The organism is Ciceribacter sichuanensis, assembly GCF_024055605.1.
Lineage (GTDB): Bacteria > Pseudomonadota > Alphaproteobacteria > Rhizobiales > Rhizobiaceae > Allorhizobium > Allorhizobium sichuanense.
In genome coordinates this window covers 92078-113769 of sequence record NZ_JAMXLX010000002.1, presented here as the reverse complement: position 1 = coordinate 113769, position 21692 = coordinate 92078, and the positions used below count along the sequence as shown (strand labels likewise).

Below are 21692 nucleotides of genomic sequence, written 5' to 3'. Positions count from 1 at the left end.
ACCAGAATGCGGCCGATCGGGTCGAGCACGACAGTGGCGACAGGAAGAATCGCCAATAACTCGCGGAGGCCTGAGGCCTCGCTGGTGCCGGAAGGACTGACTTTGGTTGGGCCGGGATGCAAAGACTACCTATCGACAACGTTCGGTAGTGCCGACGGTACCGGTCTTCCCTTAAAAACCGTTTAACCTGATGCGGTCGTATTTATCATGTCGGAAAGCCATTGCGGCCATGGCTTTCCTGATCGCACAGGCCTGTCGGCCTAACCCTGGATACGGCTGAGAAACTGGGCAAAGACCATGGTGCCTTCCGGCCACGGACCATGGCCGGAATCCGTGTTGATATGACCCGATTCTCCCGCATCGATCAGCAGCGAGCCCCAGGCGCCGGCGATATCGTCGGCATGTTCATAGGTGCCAAAGGGATCGTTGCGGCTGGCGATGGTGATCGTCGGAAAGGGCAGCGGATTGCGCGGATAAGGCCCGAAGGTCATCAGGTGCTTCGGCCGGATGGTTGGATTGGCGACATCCGGGGGGGCGACGAGAAACGCACCCTTCACCTTTTCTCCGAGATGGGGAATGGCGTGGATTGCGGTGGGTACGCCGAGCGAATGGGCGACCAGCACGACGGGGCGCGTGGACTTGTTGACTTCCTCGATGACGCGGGCGACCCAGTCGGCGCGCACGGGCTTCGCCCACTCCGCCTGCTCTACACGCCGGGCGGTGGACAGCTTTGCTTCCCAGCGGCTCTGCCAGTGGTCGGGACCTGAATTGGTGTAGCCGGGGATGATGAGGATATCTGCGTCTGAAGCTTTCATGCGCCTTATCTGCTCACTGGTCTGGTCTTCGTCAAGAAGTGGGCCTTGAAGGGCGTCACAAAATCCGTCTTGGGCGCCCTTGAAAATAGAGGATCCGGCCCGCGTCTCCACGGCCCGGATCGCCATTGAATGCCTTTAATCTCAGCCGAAGACGCGCTTGAAGATCGTGTCAACGTGCTTGGTGTGGTAGCCGAGGTCGAATTTCTCGCGGATATCCTCTTCGGAAAGGGCTGCGCGGACTTCTTCGTCGGCAAGCAATTCCTCAAGAAAATCCTTGCCTTGTTCCCAGACCTTCATAGCGTTTCTCTGGACGAGACGATAGGCATCCTCGCGGCTGACACCGGCCTGGGTGAGTGCCAGAAGAACGCGCTGGCTCATCACGAGGCCGCGGAACTTGTTCATGTTCTTCAGCATGTTTTCCGGGTAGATCACCAGCTTCTCGATGACGCCGGCAAGGCGGTTCAGCGCGAAGTCGAGGGTGATCGTGGTATCAGGGCCGATAGCGCGCTCGACGCTCGAGTGGCTGATGTCACGCTCGTGCCAGAGAGCCACGTTTTCCATGGCCGGGACGACGGACATGCGCACCAGCCGGGCAAGGCCGGTCAGGTTTTCGGTCAGGACCGGGTTGCGCTTGTGCGGCATGGCGGACGAACCCTTCTGGCCCGGCGAGAAGAATTCTTCCGCTTCCAGAACCTCGGTGCGCTGCATGTGGCGGATTTCGATCGCGACGTTCTCGATCGAAGACGCGATCACGCCGAGGGTGGCGAAGAACATGGCGTGACGGTCACGCGGGATGACCTGCGTCGAGACCGGTTCGGGAATGAGGCCGAGCTTTTCGCAGACATGTTCCTCGACGCGCGGATCGATATTGGCGAAGGTACCGACGGCGCCGGAGATCGCGCCGGTCGCCACTTCTGCCCGTGCGGCCACGAGGCGGGCGCGGTTGCGGACCATTTCGGCGTAGAAGCGGGCGAAGGTCAGGCCCATGGTGGTCGGTTCGGCGTGGATGCCGTGGCTGCGGCCGATACGCACCGTGTCCTTGTGTTCGAAGGCGCGAGCCTTGAGGGCGGCCAGAACGCGGTCCATGTCGGCGAGCAGGATGTCGGCGGCGCGCACGAGTTGGATGTTCAACGTGGTGTCGAGCACGTCGGAGGACGTCATCCCCTGATGCACGAAGCGGCTGTCGGGGCCGATGAATTCGCCAAGGTGGGTGAGGAAGGCGATGACGTCATGCTTGGTGACGGCTTCGATCTCATCGATGCGGGCGACGTTGAACTCGGCGGCACCGCCCTTTTCCCAGATGGTCTTCGCCGCTTCCTTGGGGATCACGCCCAGATCGGCCAGCGCATCACAGGCATGGGCCTCGATCTCGAACCAGATACGGAACTTGGTTTCGGGAGACCAGATAGCGACCATTTCGGGCCGGGAATAACGCGGGATCATGGGCTTTTCTTTCCTTGGACTGGCGATGGCGCCGGCTTGGCGCCTGATCAGATACCCGGTCGAACACCGGGATGGTCGGCTGGCCGGGGCTTTTGTCAGGCGCTCTTAGCAAAGAAGCCCGGCAATCTCAACGGTTGCGGCGCGCAAGCCAGAGGCTTGCGGCAACCAGCAGTGCGACACCGAAGGGAAAGTAATGCCGGCTGCCGAGCGCGGTGAACTGGTAGACGGCCGAAGCCGAGGTGAAGACGAACTGGAATGCCCAGATCACGGTACCGAAAGGCGCGTGCCACTGCGCGTAGAACATGCGGTATTGCAGGGCGAAAAGAAGCGCCGTCGTTGCGAACGTCCCGCAGGAGAGAAGCAGGAAGGCGGCCGCAAAACGCGTTTCCGGGCGTCGCCGGAAGCTGAAGAAGCCGATGAGGGGCAGGGCAAGAAACCAGCCGATCGCTCCGCCTGAAAAGTAGAGACCGAAGAGTGCCGGCGTATGGCTGCCGTCCAAACGTTCCGTGCCGTAAAGTGACAAGCCGAGGACCGTTGCCATGAGAGTGCCCCAGACCAGCGCACCAACGAGCCAGAGCCTTACAGGAGGGAGGGCGGCGGCGAACCGGTCGCGGATGGGCGTTCGCATCTTGGGGAGGGCGGTATCCGTCATCAGGGGCGGGCAGGAACGGCGATCCAGCGCCCGTTATTGCCCTCATAGCCGAGGCTCAGCACGTTGACGAGCGCCATATGGACCAGCCTGCCCGCAGGGGGCGAATAGGTGACGACACCGCCCAGCCGATAATCGACGGTGCATTGGCGGCTTTCGGGAATGTCGATGCTGTCCTCGTGCACGATCTCGTCTGCCGGTTCGCCATCTTTCTCCGTGTACTTCAGCCGGAAGGCCTTGAGCGCATCGACGAGATCCACGCAGTAGCGGGTCGGTGTCGCGAAGAACTCTTCGATCTTCAGGGTATATGGCTTGCCGAACGCGGGGTCGGCTGGATGTTCGAAATAACGAACCTCGTCTTTCGGCGCGTCGATCTCGCTGATCGGGCTGAAGGCTGCGAGTTCGCCGGGCCGATCGAGAAGTCCATGTTGTGACAGGAGCGGTGCGGCTTTTTCCATCGCCTCGCGCCGTACTGCCGCGATGCTTGCTGTGTCGCGTTTCACGCCTATGCGGATCGGTGTGTCCGGCAGGAAAGTGTCTTTCACTGTATCGATGAAGAAAACGGACGAGTATGCTAGGCCCGAACTGTCGCTGATGCCGTATTCCTCGAAGGCATAGACGCCGCCGTCTTCGGAGAAGCCGAGCGACTGGAAGCTGGCGAAATCGGCGGCCATGGCCGGCAGGGCGACGAAAGCCGTCGCAACACCTGCCAGCCATGTCCTGCAATAGTTCAACGGCGTCCCTCTTCCGCAGCCTTGCGCAGAGTGTCGACCGTCTTGCGATAATCGTCAACGCCCTGGCCCTTGTAGATGGCAGAGCCGGCGACGAGGACATTGGCGCCGGCCGACGTTACGAGTGCTGCGTTCTCCGCGGTCACGCCGCCATCGACTTCGAGGTCGATCGGGCGATTGCCGATCATCAGGTTTGCCTTGGCGAGCTTCTCGGTCATGGCAGGGATGAATTTCTGGCCGCCGAAGCCCGGGTTGACGCTCATGATGAGCAGAAGGTCGAGGTCGTCGAGAACATGTTCGATCACGGAAAGCGGCGTAGCCGGATTGAGCGAGACGCCGGCCTTCTTGCCGAGCGAGCGGATCTTCTGCAGTGAGCGATGTAGATGGGGGCCGGCCTCGGCATGGACGGTGATGACATCGCAGCCGGCATCGGCGAAGGCATCGAGATAGGGGTCGGCCGGCGAGATCATAAGGTGGCAGTCGAAAACTGCCTTGGTGAAGGGGCGCAGCGCCTTGATGACGGCGGGGCCGTAGGAGATGTTGGGAACGAAATGGCCGTCCATGACGTCCAGATGAATCCAGTCGGCACCGGCTTCGATCACGTCGGCAACTTCATCGCCGAGCCGGGCGAAGTTGGCAGCGAGGATCGAAGGGGCGATCTTGAGGGGGCGTGTCATGGCGGATGCTCCGGAATTGCTGACTTTTCGGCCTGCCCATAGCACCGCCCGGCCAGCCCGGCAACTCTTCGAAAGTCTGCCATGGACGAGGCCGGCTTGACCTTGGCTCGATCCTTCTCCATCCCTCGTGACGAGGAGCAACAGGAGGAGAGACATGGGACGTTCCGCGATCATCACCGGCGGCAGCAGCGGCATCGGCAGGCATCTCGCCATTGCATTCGCGCAGGCGGGATATCAGGTGGCCTTCACGCATCGCGACGACGGAGCCGCCGCCGAGGAGGTTGTCACGGAAATCGCTGCCGCCGGCGGTCATGCCCGGACATTCTCATCCGATGTGGGTGACGCCGCATCCGTCACGGCGTTCATGGATGAGGCCTGCGCCTGGTTTGGCGATGCGCCGGATGTCCTCGTCAACAATGCCGGCATCCAGACATGGGCTCCGCTGCTGGAATTGTCCGACGAGCGGTGGGATGCCGTGATCCGCACCAACCTGACCGGCACCTTCCTCAATACGAGGGAAGCCGGGCGGCGCATGGTGGCCGCTGGTAAGGGCGGTTCCATCATCAATCTGGGCTCCGGCTGCAACAAGCTCGCCTTTCCGAAGCTCGTCGACTACACGGCGTCCAAGGGTGGCGTCGAGCAGTTCACCAAGGTGGCAGCCGTGGAACTCGGTCCGCACGGAATCCGCGTCAATTGCGTGGCTCCCGGTGCCATCGAGACGGAACGCACCCGCGCCGAGGCACCCGATTATGCCGAGACATGGGGTAGCGTGACGCCTTTGCGCCGGGTCGGTACGCCAGCCGATATTGCGGGACCGGTGCTGTTTCTTGCGGGTCCGGAGGCCGGGTTCGTGACCGGGCAGACGATCTGGGTCGATGGCGGTGTCTTCACGCAGGCCTTCTGGCCCTATCCGTCATGACAGTCTGCCGACTGGCTTGATTGTCACTGGGTTGAGGGCGGCGCTTCAATGAAGCCGCCCTTGCGCCATTCCATCAGACGGTAGGGATTGTCTGCGAGTTCGTGACCTGTCGAAAAGGTGATCGGGCCTATCGGTGTGTCGAAAGCCGTATCGACCAGTGTGTCGGCAAGGGTCGAGCCCATGGCACCTGACAGGGCTGCGGCATCGCCAAGGATGGAGACTGCAGCCTCGGCGGGCTGCACATAGCCTTCACGTGGCGATTCGCCGGGGTTGTCGTCCCTTGGTTGCGGTCCTCCTACGACATAGGGGAGCAGGACGGCGCGTACGCCTTCGGCAAGCGGTACCGGCTGATCCGCAGCATTCAGAGCTTCGCCACCCAGAAAGCCGAGTTCGATCTTTTCCACCGCGGCGTCGCGCGCAATGATCGACATGTCTGTGCGGTCGCCGCCGACAAAGACCTTGGTCACGCCCGCCTTGCGCAGACGGCGAACAAGCGAGATCTGCTGTTCCTGTCCAGGACGGAAGGTGTCGGTGAAAACCGGTTTCAATCCATGGGTCTCAAGGCCGTTGCGGATGGCATCGGCCAGCTCGCGGCCGTGGATCGTGCCGTCCTCGATCAAGGCGATGGCATCGCTCGTCCAGTCGCGAAGGATGATTTCGGTGAGCTTCTGAGCCTCGTCTTCGGTCGTGGGCGCAAGGCGGAAGAGCGGCCAGCCGTTCTTGAGGGCGTCCTCCATCACGCCCTTCCAGCGGACGGAAAGCGTGATTGCGGGGATTGCAGCTTCTTTCAGCGGCGCAAGCGCGCCGTCGAGGCTTTCCGAGCAGAGAAAGCCGATGGCGGCGGTCGCACCACTTTCCTTGATCCTTGCCGCAACCTGAGGACCGCTTCCCGCTTCGCAGTTCTCGTCGATCAAGGCGAGTTCGATGCCCAGACGGTCGGCCGAAATCTTCGCGCCGCGGCGCACTTCATCGCCCAGTGTCACGAAGTTTCCCGATTGCGGCGCGACGACCGCGATCTTCAGCGGAGCGGCGACTAGCGGCATGGAAAGTCCGGTCAACACGAGAAAAGTCAGTGGCAGGAGGCGATGCGGCTTCATTCTTGTTTCGATTTTTCCGGATGCGGCGTTCGGCCATTGAAACTTGCCTAGTCTAACCGTTCCATGACGGAAACTGCAATGCGGTGCAATAACGGCCGGCTGTCAGGGCAAAATCTGTCCGTTGGGGAAAAGGTAAAACTTGCCCGGCATTATCTGGTCGGATAGAGGCTAGGGCCAAAACTCAATCAGGACAGGTGTTCTGTTGGTCTGGATGGGATCGAATGGCAGCGAACAAGCGCAAGGTAAGGCCGAGTGGCCTTGCCGAGCATTGTTTGCAATCAGGCGGCCCATCCTGACCAACCCTTGGGGCACGCCGCATCTTGGGCCTGCGGGCGTCGGAAAGGTTTGAAAATGATCCGCATTTCCTGCACCTTTCCTCCTACTCAGCCCCAAGATTCGGCGCGCAGAAAGCCTGTCCTGATTGAGTTTTGACCCTAGGCCAATCGCGGAGAGTGAAGTGTTGAACACGCAGCAGATTGATCCGGTGGTCTACCGGGAAGCGATGAGCCGTTATGCGGGTCATGTCCAGCTCATCACCACGGAGCATGGTGGCATCCGCCGTGGCGTGACGATCACTGCCGCCTGCTCGGTTTCTGACCATCCGCCGACTGTTCTCGCCTGCCTGAACAATACAAATGAAAAGAACGCCGTGTTCTTCGAGAGCGGGTTCTTCGCCCTCAATACGCTGGGCGCACATCACCGTGATCTCGCCAACGGCTTTGCCGGTTTTGGCGGCCTTTCCGTCGATGAGCGCTTTGCGCTGGGCGAATGGCAAAGGCTGGTCACCGGCGCTCCGGTGCTGTCAGACGCTATCGTCTCCTTCGATTGCCGGGTCACGGACACCAAGGTCACGGCGACCCATACCGTGCTTTTCGGCGAGGTGAAGGCGGTGCATTTCGGGGCCAAGGAAGCGTCGCTGATCTATCTGGACCGCAGCTACCACACCCTGTAAGCTCCTCTCAAAAAGAGGAGGAAGGATGCCTGAGACGTCCTCGAAAAGCTTGCCGGGATCGATCGATGCCGTCGTCGACCTCCTCGCGGAGCATGACTATCTTGCCGGTCGGCCGCTGGCCACGGTTCTCTTCCTTGCCCTTCGCATGCAGCGACCGCTCTTTCTTGAGGGCGAGGCCGGTGTCGGCAAGACCGAGATTGCCAAGGTGCTGGCATCCGCGCTCGACCGACCGCTGATCCGCCTCCAGTGCTATGAAGGCCTCGATGTCGCATCGGCCGTCTATGAATGGAACTATCCGGCGCAGATGCTGGAGATACGCCTGTCCGAGGCCGCGGGCGTTTCCGACCGTGACCGAATGGAACACGATATCTTCTCCGCCAGATATCTGATCCGCCGTCCGGTGCTGCAGGCGCTGGAGAGCGAGCCCGGCCGTGCCCCGGTTTTCCTGATCGATGAACTCGACCGCACGGACGAGGCCTTCGAGGCCTTCCTTTTGGAAGTACTGTCCGATTTTCAGGTCACGATCCCCGAATACGGAACAGTCAAGGCGACGGAAAAGCCGATCGTGATCGTCACCAGCAACCGGACGCGCGAGGTGCATGACGCCTTGAAACGGCGTTGCCTCTATCACTGGGTCGACTATCCAAAGGCTGCCGAGGAACTGGCGATCATCCGGCGCAAGGTGCCCGGCTGCAACGAGCAGCTTTCGCGCCAGATCGTCGCCTATGTGCAGAAGCTGCGCATGCTGGACCTTTTCAAGAACCCCGGCGTTGCCGAGACGATCGACTGGGCAACGGCTCTCACCGAACTCGACCGGTTGGCGCTCGATCCGGAAACCATCGCCGACACGCTCGGCACGCTTCTGAAATATCAGGACGACATCGCCCGCATTCAGGGCTCGGAAGGCCAGAAGGTTCTTTCCGAGGTGAAGGCGGAGCTTCTGGCGGCGGGTTGAGCCATGGAGATTTCGGCCGGCCGTGATGGGATCGTGATGCCGCCGCCTGCGGCCGGTGACGGCAGGCTTGCCGATAATATCGTGCATTTCGCCCGGGTGCTGCGCAGGGCTGGTCTGAAACCGGGGCCGGGGGCGGTGCTCGATGCCATCGCTGCGGTCGATGCCATCGGTATCGGATCGCGGGAGGAGTTCCATGCGGCGCTCGGTGCGATCTTCGTCAACCGGCATGAGGACCAGCCGGTCTTCGACGAGGCCTTCAGGCTGTTCTGGCGTTCGCGCGATCTGGTCGCCAAGATGATCGCGATGATGTCGCCGGTTGCGGCCGATCTTAGCGAACGAGAAAAGGCAAAGGCCGGGGCTTCCCGAGTGAGCGACGCGCTCTATGCCGAGCGCGAGCGGCGGCAGGAACCACGCGACGAGCCGGATATCGAGATCGATGCGCGCTTCACGACTTCAGGCTCGGAAGTGCTGCGCCGGTTGGATTTCGCCCAGATGTCCGCGGGCGAACTTTCTCAGGCGCGGCGCGAGATCGAGAGGCTGGCCATGCCGTTCGATACGGTGCGCGTGCGCCGTTTTCGCCCGTCCCGCCGGCCGGGAAACGTCGATGCGCGGGCGACGATGCGTGCGGCTCTGCGCAGCGGCGGCGATCTTATCCTGCCGAAGTTCAGGGCGCGTCGCACCGAACAGCCGCCGCTGGTCATCCTTGCCGATATCTCGGGTTCGATGAGCCAGTACACCCGCATCTTCCTGCATTTCCTGCATGTGCTGACGGAGCGCCGCCGTCGCGTCCACACATTCCTGTTCGGCACGAGGCTGACCAATGTGACGCGCCAGATGAAGAACCGCGATCCTGACGAGGCGATCGCGCAATGCAGCGGCGCGGTCAGCGACTGGTCCGGCGGCACGCGGATCGGGGAGACGCTGAAGCTCTTCAACCGGCAATGGGCGCGGCGCGTGCTCGGGCAGGGGGCGGTGGTCCTGCTGATTACCGATGGTCTCGAGCGAGAGGATGTCCAGACGCTCGCTGCCGAGACCGATCGGCTGCATCGCTCCTGTCGCCGGCTGGTCTGGCTCAATCCTCTCCTGAGGTTCGAGGGCTTCGAGGCGCGGGCGCGGGGCGTCAGGGCGATGCTTCCCCATGTCGATGAACTGCGTTCCGTGCATAATCTCGATTCGCTTGCCGACCTGGTCGCAGCCCTTTCCGGGCCGATGCAGGGCGATGCCGATCCGAAACGCTTCCTGAAGACGATGAGGGCTTGAATATGACGGTCATTGCTGGACGGATGGATCCGCTGCTCGTTGCCGAGGAATGGAAAGGCAAGGGGCGCACCGTGGCGATTGCGACCGTTGTCGAGACCTGGGGATCGGCGCCGCGCCCGGTCGGCAGCCATCTGGTGATCGATGCCGATGGCAATTTCGAGGGCTCCGTCTCCGGCGGCTGCGTGGAGGGGGCGGTCATTACCGAGGCGCTTGACGTGCTGCAATCGGGCGCACCGCGGATGCTCGAATTCGGTGTGGCGGACGAGACGGCCTGGAGGGTCGGGCTTTCCTGCGGTGGTCGAATCCGCGTTTACGTCGAAAGGCTCGGCTGATGGATCCGGTGAACCTGAAAAAGCTGAACGAAGCCCGGCTTGCACGACGCGCGGCCGTGCTGGTGACCGATCTTGACGATGGCCGTGACCGGCTTGTGGTCGAGGGAGAAACCGTCATCGGACCGCTGGGAGCGGAGATCGGGCAAAGGCTGCTGTCAGGCAAATCCGGCCTGGTCGATCTGGAGGGGCGCAGCTTTTTCCTCAACGTTCATCTTCCGCCGCCGCGCATCGTGGTGATCGGCGCGGTTCATATCAGTCAGGCGCTCTGTCCCATGGCCGAGATCGCCGGCTATGACATCACCGTGATCGACCCTCGCACGGCCTTTGCCACACCGGAGCGTTTCGCAGGCATCGATCTTGTGGCGGATTGGCCGGAGGATGCGCTCAAGACGCGGCCGCTCGATCGCTACTGCGCGATGGTCGCAGTCACCCATGACCCGAAGATCGACGATTTTCCGCTCGTTGCGGCGCTCGAAGCTGGCTGTTTCTATGTCGGCGCGCTCGGTAGTCGCAAGACCCATGCGAAACGGGTGGAACGTCTGAAGGAACAGGGGCTTTCGGAGGATCAGATCGGGCGCATTTCTGCGCCGGTGGGGCTCGATATCGGGGCCGCCACCCCTGCCGAAATCGCGGTATCCGTGCTTGCGGAGGTTATCCAGTCCTTTCGGCGCCGGTCGCTTGGCGCAGCGGCGCGCGAGGCGGCATGATCTTCGGGGAATTCCCGCTGGAAGGGGCGGAGGGGCTCGTGCTGGCGCATTCTGTGCAACTGCCGTCCGCACGACTGCCGAAGGGCCATAGGCTTTCCGGATCGGATCTCTCCCGTCTTTCCGACGCGGGTATCCCTACGATCATCGCCTGTCGGCTCGAGGATGGCGATCTCGGCGAAGACGAGGCGGCGGGGCGTCTTGCTGCTGGCATTGGCCCCGATCACCTGAGGATGTCCGAGCCGGCGACGGGTCGGGTCAATTTCTACGCTACCTGCAACGGTCTTTTCGTGGCGAGCCGGGAATTGGTCGACCGTTTCAACCGCGTCGATCCGGCCATCACCTTCGCCTGCCTGGCCGATCATAGCGACGTGCGCGAAGGCGATCTGCTCGCTACCGTGAAGATCATTCCGCTCGGCGTTTCCGGCGCGAGCGTGGCAAGTGCGTTGTCCATCCTTGCCGAAGGGCGGGCCATCGAACTCAAGCCCTATCGCCCCCGCAATGTCGCCCTGATCGCCACGCAACTTCCGTCGCTCAAGACCTCCGTCATGGACAAGACCACGCGGATTCTGGAGCAGCGCCTTGCCGCGTCCGGCAGCCGGTTGGTCGGCGAGTGGAGGGTGGCGCACCGGGCGGATGCGGTTGCAGGCGCTATCGAGGATGCCTTGCGCCTGCAACCGGCCGATCCGCCGCTCGTTGTCGTCTTCGGGGCATCGGCCATGTGCGATCCGGTCGATGTCATCCCGGAATCGATCCGCATGGCGGGAGGAACAGTCGATCAGGTCGGGCTGCCGGTCGATCCCGGAAATCTGCTGGTGCTGGGTCATGTCGGGGAAATTCCCGTCATCGGCGCGCCGGGCTGCGCCCGTTCGCCGAAGGAAAACGGCTTCGACTGGGTCTTGAACCGGATTCTCGCCGGTGAAAATCCTGATACGCTGGAACTGACGGGACTTGGTGTCGGAGGCTTGCTGATGGAAATTCCCAGTCGTCCGTTGCCGCGGGAGAACACGATCTCTGCCGACACGGCCCTCCGTGTCGGCATCGTCATCCTGGCGGCTGGCAAGGCGAGCAGGATGGGCGAAGGAGGCCGGCACAAGCTGCTGGCCGAGTTTGAGGGTGCGCCGCTTGTCAGGCGTGTGACCGAGCGGGCACTCGATGCCGTGGCCGGTCCTGTTGTCGTCGTTACAGGTTTTCGGGCTTCCGAGATTTCCGCCTGTCTGGAAGGATTGCCGGTCGAGATCGAGGAGAATCGCGATTATGCCAGCGGGATGGCGAGTTCGATCCGCGCCGGCCTCGCGGCGCCCGCGCTGCAGGACGCGGAAGGCGTCATGATCCTGCTTGCAGACATGCCGGGGGTTACGCACGCCGATATCGAGGAACTGGTGAGAGCATTCCGCAAATCAGGGGGCTGGTCCATCGTGCGGGCGGTGGCTGATGGCAAGCGTGGCAATCCGGTCATCCTGCCGCGTGCAACCTTTCCTGCGCTCATGCGGCTGGAGGGCGACATCGGCGCGCGTCACATTATCGAGACATCCGGATTGCCGATCATCGACGTCGAGATCGGCGCCGCCGCGAAACTGGATGTCGATACGCCGGAGGCAGTGCTGGCCGCCGGCGGTGTCTTGAAGGATTGACCACGATGGACAATGTAGAAATCGAAGAGATGTTTCAGGCGGTCGGCCCCGTCTCCATTCGCCGGATGTTCGGCGGCAAGGGCATCTATCGCGACGGCGTTATCTTTGCATTGGAACTGTTCGACGAGGTCATGCTGAAGGCGGATAACGAGAGCGCGCCGTTCTTCGAGGAGGCGGGCGCCCGACAGTGGATCTATCAGAGGGAGGGCAAGAGCCCTGTCGCGATGCCCTACTGGTCTATCCCTGATAACGCCTATGACGATCCCGACGAAATGGCCAAGTGGGTACGGCTTGCCTTCGAGGCGGGCCTGAGAGCAGAGGCGTCGAAAGCGAAGCCTGCGCGAGCAAAACCGGCCAAGCCGAAGTCAGCGAAGAAAAGGCAGGATGGCGCCGGTGAAGGCTGAGAGCGGCTGGGGCAGCGCATCGAGGTCGAACCAGCCGAATTCCGAAAGCTTGTCCGGTTCGGTCAGTTGCGGTTCGCCCGAAAAATCCTTGGTCCGGTAAAGCAGCGAAACCCAGTGCTGCCGGTCGGCGTCGATAATCTGCTCGGTGGTAGCAAGAAAAGCGATCTTGCCGATGGTGAGCCCGGTTTCTTCCTCAGCCTCGCGGCGGGCGGCCTGCTCCGCCGGTTCCATATGGTCAACCTTGCCGCCGACGATATTCCAGAAACCCGCTTCGGGGGCTTTCCGGCGACGGTATAGCAGCAGCTTGCCATCGCGCAGGATGGCAAGGCCGACACCGAGGCCGGGAAAATCGATGCCGGGCTGGCTCATGAGCGGATGCTCCGGGAACGGCGGGTGCCGTCAGACCTTCGCGTTGGCGACAATCAGCATGAAGGCCGGAATGTCGTCGCCGAAGCCGACGGGCGTCGGGCCGTCGTCATGGTCACGGTAATGGCTGCGGCGACGTTCGCGATGATCGTCGTTAGCCGGGTTCGGGCGGCTATTGCGATTGGCGTCACGGCCACGCTTTTCGGACCTGCGTTCGTTCGCCACTGCTTCCACCTTTGCCTCTTCCACTTCTTCCGTGATGACTGCAGTCTGTTCGCTGCGTGTTTCGGTTTTATGACTGCCGCGACGCTCGCGACCCTTATCCCTGTCCTTGCCGCCGCTGCGCCTGCCGCGACGGTCGTCTTGGGGTTCGGCGGGTGCAGGGAGAGCCGAAATGTCGCCGTTCAGCCATTCGATCTTCTGACCGATCAGCTTCTCAATCGCGTCGAGGTACTTGGTGTCCGACCGGGTGACGAGCGTGAAGGCGGCGCCGGAACGGCCGGCGCGACCCGTACGGCCGATGCGGTGGACATAATCCTCCGCATGGATCGGAATGTCGAAGTTGAAGACGTGGCTAACGTCCGGAATGTCGAGGCCGCGGGCGGCGACGTCCGAGGCGACGAGCAGGGTGATCTGGTTGTCCTTGAAGCCGGCCAGCATGTTGGTGCGCGAGCGCTGGTCCATATCGCCATGAAGGGCTCCGACCGAGAAGCCGTGACGTTCAAGCGAGCGGAAAAGGTCGGCAACATCCTTCTTGCGGTTGCAGAAGATGATGGCGTTCTTCAGGTCTTCCTGGGCGCGGATCAGGTCGCGCAGGACGGAGCGCTTCTCGTAATCCTTGTTGTGGGCTGCGACGAGGCGCTGCGTCACGGTCTTTGCGGTCGAGGACGGCGGAGCCACTTCGATGCGCTCGGGGTTCTGCAGGAAGCGATCGGCGAGTTTCTGGATTTCCGGCGGCATGGTGGCCGAGAAGAACAGCGTCTGCCGGGTGAACGGGATCATCTTGGCGATGCGTTCGATATCCGGGATGAAGCCCATGTCGAGCATGCGGTCGGCTTCGTCGATGACCAGGATTTCGACCCCGGTCATCAGCAGCTTGCCGCGCTCGCAATGATCGAGCAGCCGGCCGGGCGTGCAGATCAGAACGTCGGCGCCGCGCTCCAGCTTGCGGTCCTGTTCATCGAACGAGACGCCGCCGATAAGCAGGGCCACGTTGAGCTTGTGATTCTTTCCGTACTTTTCGAAGTTCTCGGCGACCTGGGCGGCCAGTTCGCGAGTAGGCTCGAGGATCAGCGTGCGGGGCATCCGGGCGCGAGCTCGACCCTTTTCGAGGAGCGTCAGCATGGGGAGCACGAAGGAGGCAGTCTTGCCCGTTCCCGTCTGTGCGATGCCGAGAATGTCGCGGCGCTGCAGGGCAGGCGGGATTGCACCGGCCTGGATCGGGGTGGGGATGGTGTAGCCGGCGTCGGTGACGGCTGAAAGTACTTTTTGGCTCAGGCCAAGGTCAGCGAAAGTGGTCAAAGGGAAATCTGTTTCCGTTCCGGTTCTTGCGAACACAATTGCATCGCCCTCGAACGCGGGCGTTAACGTCAGCGCGGGATAGTGCCAAAAAGCCGGAAAGTCAAGGAAACTACGGGATTTGCAGTAACAAAGGATGAACAGATCCTTCAACTGGCGCGACGGGTCGCTATCACCGCAATTCCGGCAAGCGCCAATACTGCGCCCGCACCGCGATTGACCATCCTGACGATGCGCGGAGTGCGCAGCAACCGGCGCGCGCGTCCGGCGATCCAGACATGGCCGCCGACCACGATCACCTCGACCGCAATGATGGCCGAGGCGAGGCTCAGATAGGTTTCGGTCGTAAAATCCGCGCCGACGAAATTGGGAAGGAGGGCCAGATAGAAAAGCGGCATTTTCGGATTGCCGAGGTTCAACGCGACGGCCGTCAGGCAGACGGTCGCAAGGTCGCGGCTACGCTCCTGCGGTGCGGTCTCCGGCACGACAGGTGCCGCGGTCCAGAGCCTGAAACCCATATAGATTAAGTATACCGCGCCGCCGTAACGCAGAAGCGTCATCAGGAAACCCATCTCGCTGGCGATCAGCGAAAGACCGAAGGCAGCGAGGGCAAGATAGATCAGGATGCCGATTACCGTGCCGGCGCCATAGGCTATTCCCGATGCCGCACCATGAGAAACCGTACGCGCCATGATGGTCATGTTGTCGGGGCCGGGGCTTGCCGCAAAGACGAAAAAGGCGAGGGCAAAGGTCAGAAGGGCATGCGGTTCCATGGCGATTCCTCCGGCGACACTCAAGCGAGACTACACGCAGGCGATGCGGGGTCAATCGATCAGCGACGTCAGCTTCATGCCGGCATTAAGAAACTGCATGGGATCCACCGCCTCGCCATTGCGGCGCACTTCGTAGTGGATATGCGGGCCGGTGGAGCGACCGGTATTGCCGGAATAGCCGATGACGTCGCCGGGATTGATCTCGTCCCCGACCTTCACGACGATCTTCGACATATGTCCGAAGCGGGTGCTGAAACCGAGACCGTGGTCGATCTCGACCATGTTTCCATATCCGCCGGAAGGGCCGGCGGTGACCACCTTGCCGGCGCCGGTGGCATGGATCTCGCCGCCGACCGGCGAGCGGAAATCGATGCCGGCATGCATGGCCAATCCACCGAAAAACGGGTCACGACGGTTGCCGAACCGGCTGGTGATCTCCCGACCCGGTGCCGGATTGGCGAAAGGCATGCGGATTGCGGTGGCCCGAACACTTTCGAGCCGGCTGAGTGCCGTATCGAGTTCGTTCAGGGATGAGTTGAACGCTTCCGCTGCCCGAGGGGCGACATAAGGGCCGCCGATGGCGTCCATGCTCGCGTTTTCGTCCACCCGGTCGAGGGGAATGCCGTTGCGCTGCAGGATGCCTGAAATCTGGCTGGCTGTCTCGGAGGCTCCGTCGGCGAGCTTCTGCACCCGGTCGATCTGGTCGCGCTCGATATCCTTGAGCGAAAGCGTCATCTGCGAGAACAGGCGGTCGGAACGGTCTGCCGCGGTGTCGGTCAGCGGTACATAGCCGAGGGCGGACGTCCCTGTTCCGCTGGTCTTTTCCGACGCCGGTTTGGCCGAGGCCGTCTTGCGGCCGAGCAGGTTCTCGATCGCATCCAGTCCGCCGGAAAGGCTTGCCTGCTTGCCGCTGATTTCAGGCTTTTCGTTCGGAACGGGAGCGGGAATGGACGCGGGCAGCGCGCCTGCGGCTTCCGCTCGGTCGAGCAGGGCATTCAGCCGGCCATGACGGGAGGAGAGCGCCATCTGCTGTTCCAGCAGTTTCTCAACTTTCTCCTCGACCACCTGCTGGTCGAGCAGCTGGCGGGAGGTGACGCGGTCGACCTGCGCCCTGAGGGCTGCGATCCGGTCCTCGTAATCGTGCTGCATGCGGGCCTGACGCGCCATGCTGGCGCCGATCAGGTCGTCGCGAAAGACGAGGTAGGTGGTCGCGCCGAGATAGCCGATTGCCATGACGCCGACGAAACAGAAGGCAACTGCCGCCATCCATGGGTGCACGGTCATGTGGCGGATCTTGTCGCCGCGTGCCAGAATCACGACGTGTGGCTGTCTGCGTTTTCCGAAGACCCGATTTTCCGCCGAAGTCGCCACGCGATTTCCCCTGTCCCATCGGCCGGTGGTGCTCCTCGCAAGATCGATAAACACCGTTCCGGCAACGGTTTTTGCCTGGTGCGATCAGACACCATTAAGGTTAATAAAGGCTTGAAAGCGTGCTGCGAAGGCGGGGGCGGCTAGTCGCTGTTCTTCGATGTCAGCGACCGATAGAAGGAAGGCGTGAGGCCGGCTTCGGCGCGGGCGACATCGTTGAACGGGGCCTTGAGCGAACCACGGAAATTTGCGCGCACCAGCTCCTTGAAGGTCGCTGCCGGATCGCGTCGCTCGCGGGCGCAGAGGAAGCGGAACCATTTGGCGCCGATCGCCACATGCCCCTTTTCGTCATCATAGATGACTTTCAGGACGTCGGCGCTTTCAATATCGCCGGTTTCGCGCATCTTCTCCTGTAGCGAGGGGGTGACGTCGAGGCCGCGGGCCTCGAGAATGAGCGGGACCACGGCCAGCCTCGCCGTCAGGTCGTTGCGGGTGGAATGGGCCGCCTGCCACAGTCCGTCATGGGCGGGCATGTCGCCATAATCGGCGCCGAGCGCCTTCAAACGCTCGCGAACCATGCGGAAATGCTTGGATTCCTCGAAGGCCACCTGCATCCAGCCGTCGAAGAAGGAATGCGGCACCGGTTCGGTCGCGAATCGCGCGACGATATCGAGTGCGAGGTCGACGGCGTTGAGTTCGATATGGGCGAGCGCATGCAGCATGGCGATGCGGCCGGGCAGGGTGTGCAGGGAGCGCTTTTCCGTCGCCTTCGGCGGCACGAGTTCCGGTTTTGCCGGCCGTCCCGGCCGTTCCGGCAGGTCGGGATCGAGCGGTGAGCGCAGCGACAGGCGGCGTGCGTGCCAGCGGCGTGCAGCCTCCTGCGCCAGTTCCGTCTTTTCGTCCAGGTCGGTGCTGAGGATCGCGCAAGTCGCGGCTCCGCGCAGGGAGTTCAATGGATTGACCGTCATGCCGGAAGGACTGCCGTTCACAGCGCGCGAACAGCGTTCAACACGGCTTCGGCATGGCCCGCAACCTTGACCTTGCGCCAGATGGCGGCGATTCGGCCTTCCGCGTCGATCAGAACGGTGGTGCGCTCGACGCCCATATAGGTGCGTCCGTACATGCTCTTTTCCTTCCATACGCCATAGGCGGAAAGCGCGGTCTTCTCCTCATCGGAGGCCAGCACGATGGAAAGATTGTGCTTTCCGGCAAACTTGTCGTGACTTTTGACGCTGTCGGGAGACATGCCGATGATCGTCGCTCCGGCCTTGGAGAATTCGTCGGCGAGGCCTGTAAAGGCAATGGCTTCGGCGGTGCAGCCGCTCGTGTCGTCCTTGGGGTAGAAATAAAGGACCACGGGCTTGCCGAGAAGCGCGGAAAGCGACACCGAGCCGCCGCCGTCACGCGGCAGGGTGAAGTCCGGGGCCTGATCGCCAACTGTCAATTCCGCCATGGGATAACCTTTCTTTTGCCTGTTTTATGGATGATTGTCACGGCTATCGATATATAGTCCGGACCGAGGTCGTCCAGCGCGACTGTGGAATATCGGCATCCTTGGACGGAGACAATCGCCAGACACATGGGAGAGATCCGCGGCGAAAAAATAAGGTTTCGCAAAGAAGACTTCATTCCCCTGCACGAATTGCCTTCGGCTGGCGCCGAGGACCCGATTATCGTGCATTGTCCGCCGCGGTCTACCGTACTCGGGGGCGTGGGGCGATGGTCTTTCGGAGTGCTTGCCTTCTTCGTGCTGATCGCCGGCGGCATCTTTGCGATGGTCGAAGGCGGTGGTCTCGATTCCGTTCTTTCGAACGTCGCCCGCTCGGCGCTTAATTCGGCGGTCCAGCCGGCCTATCGCGCCGAGATCGGCGGCACCGCCATCCGCTTCGCTGAGGGTTTCCAGCTCGCCATCGAGGCGCGGGATGTTTCGCTGGTCGGTGAAACCGACAGTGGTCCCATCGCCCAGACAAAATCCGTTCGTCTCATTCTGGACCCGCTGGCATTGCTCGGAGGCCATGTCAGGGTTCGCGAGATCGAGAGCGAAGGCGTGGCGCTCGATGCAAGGTTGCTGCCTGCCAGCGAGCCGCTCGACTTGTCGAAGCTGCGGATCGACAGTATTCCGGCTCTTCTGGAAGAATCTTTCCTTCAACTCGACATCGTGCAGTCGTTCATCGCCAAGGGCGGTCTCGACCGCATGCGGGTCGGCGGACTCGAGGTTTCCACAACCAGCGTTAGCGGGCGGCCCTTGACGATTTCCGTCGACGATCTGGCGATGGAGCGTGGACAGGACAATTCGCTCTCGATTTACGGTGCAATTTCCATCAATGGCCAGCAGACGGAGCTGACGGCATTGACGGTCAATGATGGCGGCAGGGCGCAGTCCCTGACACTGAGGATCGCCGATCTCAGGCTGACGCCTTTCATGCTGAAGCGCGACAAGACGGGCAGTCCGAGGCAGGGGCTAGACGGTTCCTCCGAGGTCATTATTTCCGCCAAGCGGGCCGGCGAGGGCCACACGCCGGCGATGTCGCTGACGCTGAACGGTCAGGCGGGTACGTTCTATTTCGATGGCAATCCGCAGGAACTGACCCGCGCGCAGCTCAGCTTCGGCTATGATTTCGCCAAGGACACTCTGGAGATCGCGCCGACCTCGCGGATGGAGTTTGGGCCGATGGTGCTTCCGATGTCCGGCGGTCTCATCGATCTCGACCGGTTGCCAGGCAACTCCGTCGCCGGCAGCGGTTTCGGCATCGATCTGCTGGTGTCGGAAGGGCTTGCGTCCGTTCCCGCATCCGGGGATGCGCCTTTTCCCTTCTCCCTCAAGGTTTTCGGTCGCTATGTGAACGAAGCAAAGGAGCTGAAGCTCGATACGCTGTCGGTCTCCACGCCGTCGGGCACCATGGATGGCAATCTGCGCATCCGTTTCGGCGGTACAGGTCCCGAAATCCAGTTCGATGCGCTCGTCAACAACATGAAGTCGGGCGTCATCAAGCAGCTCTGGCCGTACTGGATGGCTGACAAGCCGCGGAAATGGGTGCTTGCCAATATTTTCGGCGGGACCGTCACGCATGGGCAGATTTCGGTCTTCATTCCCCAGAACCGTCTGTCTGTCGAGCCGAAGCCGCTGCATCTCGATGCAAACGAATTGAACATCAATTTCGATATCATCGACACCCGGATGAACGTAACCGGCGAGATCCCGCCGCTGAGGGACATGGACGCGCATTTCGACATGAGCGGCGGCAAGGTCAGCGTAGATATCAAAAGTGCAACCTCCTATTTCCCCTCTGGCCGCATGGTGAAGATCGATAGCGGCAGGCTCGGGCTCGAAAACGTCTACGTAAAGCCGTTGATGGCCGATATCGATATCGCTGTTTCCGGTGCGGCAGACGGGGTTGCAGAACTCGTTTCATTCAAGCCGATGCGGGCCTTGCAGCGGGTGGGTTTCGCGCCGGAGGACTTTTCCGGCAATGTGCGTGGCACCGCTCAGGTTCGTCTTGGCCTGATCGCCGACCAGAAACCGCCGGAGCCGATATGGAAGGCGAACCTGCAGCTTCAGGGCGTCGATGTCGCCAAGCCCTTCGGCGATCGCCAGATCTCGGATATCGACGGAACGCTCGATGTCGATCCGCGCGCTGCGCGCCTGCAGGCCAAGGCCGGGATCGACGGCGTTCCCATGGAAATCGCCATGACGGAGCCTGTCGATTCCGACTCCGACGTGGCGCGCGAGCGCGTGGTGAAGGCCACGCTCGACAACGCCGGTCGCAGGAAGCTGGTGCCCGGCCTTGATGATATCGTCGATGGACCGGTGGTCGTCCAGCTGACCCGTCTCGATGAGAAACGTCAGGCGGTCAGCGTCGACCTGAAATCGGCAAACCTGATGGTGCCATGGATCGGCTGGTCGAAGGGGCAGGGCATCAATGCCAAGGCGACCTTCGAAACGACCGAGGCCGACAACGGTGAGACGGACATCAACAAATTCGTGCTGGATGGCGACGGATTCGGCGCCAAGGGTAGCTTGGCCACGGGCAAGGACGGGCTGATTTCCGCGGATTTCGCACGCCTGCAATTTACGCCCGGCGATGATTTCGCCCTGACCTTGCGTTCGGCCAAGGGAGCCTACGACGTCAATATTTCCGGCAAGTCCGCAGATTTCCGCTCGCTGCTCGCCAAGATGAAGTCCGACGGGCCAGCCGGATTTGGCGGTGCCGCAGGCGGGGGCAAAGCCGGCGGCGGTGGCACTGACAGCAACCTGAACCTGCGGCTTCAGGCGAAGCTCGACCGTGTCGTCGGCTTTGGCGATGAGGCCGTGAGCAATGTATCGCTGACATATTCCTCGCGCGCTGGAAAGACGACCGGGCTCGATGTTTCAGCCGTCACGGATACCGGACAGGCGCTGGTATCGAAATTGCGCCGGCCCCAGGGGCTTAGCGAGATTTCCGTGACCAGCAGCGATGCCGGCGCGCTCAGCCGCTTCATCAATCTCTACGATCACATGGTTGGTGGCCTGCTGAACCTCAAGCTCGCGGAAGGTGCGAACGGCACCTGGAACGGTTCGCTCGACATTCGCAATTTCCAGGTGGAGAACGAACAGCGCCTGCAGTCTATCGTGTCCACGCCGACGGGTGCGGATGGCCAGAGCCTCAACAGCGCCGTGAAGCGGGACATCGATGTCAGTACGGCCAAGTTCCAGCGTGCCTTCGCCCGTCTTGTCTATTCGGACTCGACGCTTCGCATCGACAACGGCATCGTTCGTGGGGAACAGGTCGGCGCAACGCTCCAGGGTACCGTGCGGGACGCCAATGGACGGATCGACATGACCGGCACCTTTATGCCTGCCTACGGTCTCAACCGTCTTTTCGCCGAATTGCCGGTGATCGGCATTCTGCTCGGCAACGGCCGGGATCGCGGGTTGCTCGGCATCACCTTCAAGCTGTCCGGTGCAACGGACAAGCCGAAACTGACGGTCAATCCGCTGTCAATCATCGCGCCCGGCGTCTTCCGGCAGATCTTCGAGTTCAGATAATCAGGGTCAAAACTCAATCAGGACAGGTGTTCTGCGCGCAGTATCCTGATTGAGTTTTGACCCCGGAGC

General features: G+C 62.0%; 21 protein-coding genes. 9 read left to right on the top strand and 12 right to left on the bottom strand.

The window, feature by feature from the left end; all coding sequences use genetic code 11:
- Positions 1 to 260: 260 nt before the first annotated feature.
- The 5 genes from NBH21_RS06950 to rpe form a co-directional block, all read right to left on the bottom strand.
- Complete coding sequence (locus NBH21_RS06950) at positions 261 to 815, bottom strand: RBBP9/YdeN family alpha/beta hydrolase (protein ID WP_250916183.1); 555 nt, start codon at positions 813 to 815, stop codon at positions 261 to 263.
- A 141-nt stretch (positions 816 to 956) separates the two neighbouring features.
- Positions 957 to 2258 (bottom strand): adenylosuccinate lyase, encoded by a 1302-nt coding sequence (gene purB / locus NBH21_RS06945; RefSeq protein WP_250916184.1) that lies wholly within the window; start codon positions 2256 to 2258, stop codon positions 957 to 959.
- 127 nt (positions 2259 to 2385) lie between these two features.
- Positions 2386 to 2886, bottom strand: coding sequence for a hypothetical protein (locus tag NBH21_RS06940; RefSeq protein WP_250916185.1), 501 nt, complete (start codon positions 2884 to 2886; stop codon positions 2386 to 2388).
- Between the two features lie 23 nt (positions 2887 to 2909).
- Positions 2910 to 3641 carry a DUF2259 domain-containing protein gene (locus tag NBH21_RS06935; protein ID WP_250916186.1) on the bottom strand — a complete coding sequence of 244 codons (732 nt, stop codon included), beginning with the start codon at positions 3639 to 3641 and terminating at the stop codon, positions 2910 to 2912.
- The gene (gene rpe / locus NBH21_RS06930) at positions 3638 to 4315 is read right to left on the bottom strand and encodes a ribulose-phosphate 3-epimerase (RefSeq protein ID WP_250916187.1); all 678 of its coding nucleotides are present in this window, start codon (positions 4313 to 4315) and stop codon (positions 3638 to 3640) included. The genes NBH21_RS06935 and rpe overlap by 4 nt, the downstream gene beginning before the upstream one ends.
- A 154-nt stretch (positions 4316 to 4469) precedes the next feature.
- On the opposite strand from rpe, the gene NBH21_RS06925 reads away from it, so the two are divergent.
- Positions 4470 to 5234 (top strand): SDR family NAD(P)-dependent oxidoreductase, encoded by a 765-nt coding sequence (locus tag NBH21_RS06925; protein ID WP_250916188.1) that lies wholly within the window; start codon positions 4470 to 4472, stop codon positions 5232 to 5234.
- A gap of 23 nt (positions 5235 to 5257) precedes the next feature.
- Here the strand turns inward: NBH21_RS06925 and NBH21_RS06920 are convergent, their stop codons facing one another.
- Entirely contained in the window at positions 5258 to 6331 is a 1074-nt protein-coding gene (locus NBH21_RS06920; protein WP_250916189.1) for a branched-chain amino acid ABC transporter substrate-binding protein, read from the bottom strand.
- Between the two features lie 457 nt (positions 6332 to 6788).
- On the opposite strand from NBH21_RS06920, the gene NBH21_RS06915 reads away from it, so the two are divergent.
- The 7 genes from NBH21_RS06915 to NBH21_RS06885 are packed head-to-tail and all read left to right on the top strand — an operon-like array spanning position 6789 to position 12572.
- The gene (locus tag NBH21_RS06915) at positions 6789 to 7283 is read left to right on the top strand and encodes a flavin reductase (RefSeq protein ID WP_250916190.1); all 495 of its coding nucleotides are present in this window, start codon (positions 6789 to 6791) and stop codon (positions 7281 to 7283) included.
- A 25-nt stretch (positions 7284 to 7308) separates the two neighbouring features.
- Entirely contained in the window at positions 7309 to 8238 is a 930-nt protein-coding gene (locus NBH21_RS06910; protein ID WP_250916191.1) for an AAA family ATPase, read from the top strand.
- A gap of 3 nt (positions 8239 to 8241) precedes the next feature.
- Complete coding sequence (locus NBH21_RS06905) at positions 8242 to 9498, top strand: vWA domain-containing protein (protein WP_250916192.1); 1257 nt, start codon at positions 8242 to 8244, stop codon at positions 9496 to 9498.
- A 2-nt stretch (positions 9499 to 9500) separates the two neighbouring features.
- Positions 9501 to 9830 (top strand): XdhC family protein, encoded by a 330-nt coding sequence (locus NBH21_RS06900; RefSeq protein WP_250916193.1) that lies wholly within the window; start codon positions 9501 to 9503, stop codon positions 9828 to 9830.
- Positions 9830 to 10537 (top strand): XdhC family protein, encoded by a 708-nt coding sequence (locus NBH21_RS06895; RefSeq protein WP_250916194.1) that lies wholly within the window; start codon positions 9830 to 9832, stop codon positions 10535 to 10537. The genes NBH21_RS06900 and NBH21_RS06895 overlap by 1 nt, the downstream gene beginning before the upstream one ends.
- Positions 10534 to 12168 carry an NTP transferase domain-containing protein gene (locus NBH21_RS06890; RefSeq protein WP_250916195.1) on the top strand — a complete coding sequence of 545 codons (1635 nt, stop codon included), beginning with the start codon at positions 10534 to 10536 and terminating at the stop codon, positions 12166 to 12168. Before NBH21_RS06895 ends, NBH21_RS06890 begins: the two co-directional genes overlap by 4 nt.
- A 5-nt stretch (positions 12169 to 12173) precedes the next feature.
- Positions 12174 to 12572 carry a TfoX/Sxy family protein gene (locus NBH21_RS06885; protein WP_250916196.1) on the top strand — a complete coding sequence of 133 codons (399 nt, stop codon included), beginning with the start codon at positions 12174 to 12176 and terminating at the stop codon, positions 12570 to 12572.
- On the opposite strand, the gene NBH21_RS06880 is transcribed toward NBH21_RS06885, so the two are convergent.
- The 6 genes from NBH21_RS06880 to NBH21_RS06855 form a co-directional block, all read right to left on the bottom strand.
- Positions 12534 to 12941: an NUDIX domain-containing protein gene (locus tag NBH21_RS06880; protein ID WP_250916197.1), complete on the bottom strand. Its 408-nt coding sequence runs from the start codon at positions 12939 to 12941 to the stop codon at positions 12534 to 12536. The genes NBH21_RS06885 and NBH21_RS06880 overlap by 39 nt on opposite strands.
- Positions 12942 to 12971: 30 nt before the next feature.
- A complete protein-coding gene (locus NBH21_RS06875) occupies positions 12972 to 14459 on the bottom strand; it encodes a DEAD/DEAH box helicase (RefSeq protein ID WP_250916198.1) in 1488 nt (495 codons plus the stop codon).
- A 146-nt stretch (positions 14460 to 14605) separates the two neighbouring features.
- Entirely contained in the window at positions 14606 to 15229 is a 624-nt protein-coding gene (locus tag NBH21_RS06870; protein ID WP_250916199.1) for a LysE family translocator, read from the bottom strand.
- Positions 15230 to 15280: 51 nt separating this feature from the next.
- Positions 15281 to 16600: a M23 family metallopeptidase gene (locus NBH21_RS06865; RefSeq protein ID WP_250916200.1), complete on the bottom strand. Its 1320-nt coding sequence runs from the start codon at positions 16598 to 16600 to the stop codon at positions 15281 to 15283.
- 140 nt (positions 16601 to 16740) lie between these two features.
- Positions 16741 to 17565: a ferritin-like domain-containing protein gene (locus NBH21_RS06860; RefSeq protein ID WP_250916201.1), complete on the bottom strand. Its 825-nt coding sequence runs from the start codon at positions 17563 to 17565 to the stop codon at positions 16741 to 16743.
- A 17-nt stretch (positions 17566 to 17582) separates the two neighbouring features.
- Positions 17583 to 18050 carry a peroxiredoxin gene (locus NBH21_RS06855; protein ID WP_250916202.1) on the bottom strand — a complete coding sequence of 156 codons (468 nt, stop codon included), beginning with the start codon at positions 18048 to 18050 and terminating at the stop codon, positions 17583 to 17585.
- Positions 18051 to 18176: 126 nt separating this feature from the next.
- On the opposite strand from NBH21_RS06855, the gene NBH21_RS06850 reads away from it, so the two are divergent.
- Positions 18177 to 21623, top strand: a complete 3447-nt coding sequence (locus NBH21_RS06850; protein ID WP_250916203.1) for an AsmA-like C-terminal region-containing protein — start codon at positions 18177 to 18179, stop codon at positions 21621 to 21623.
- The last annotated feature ends 69 nt before the right edge of the window (positions 21624 to 21692 follow it).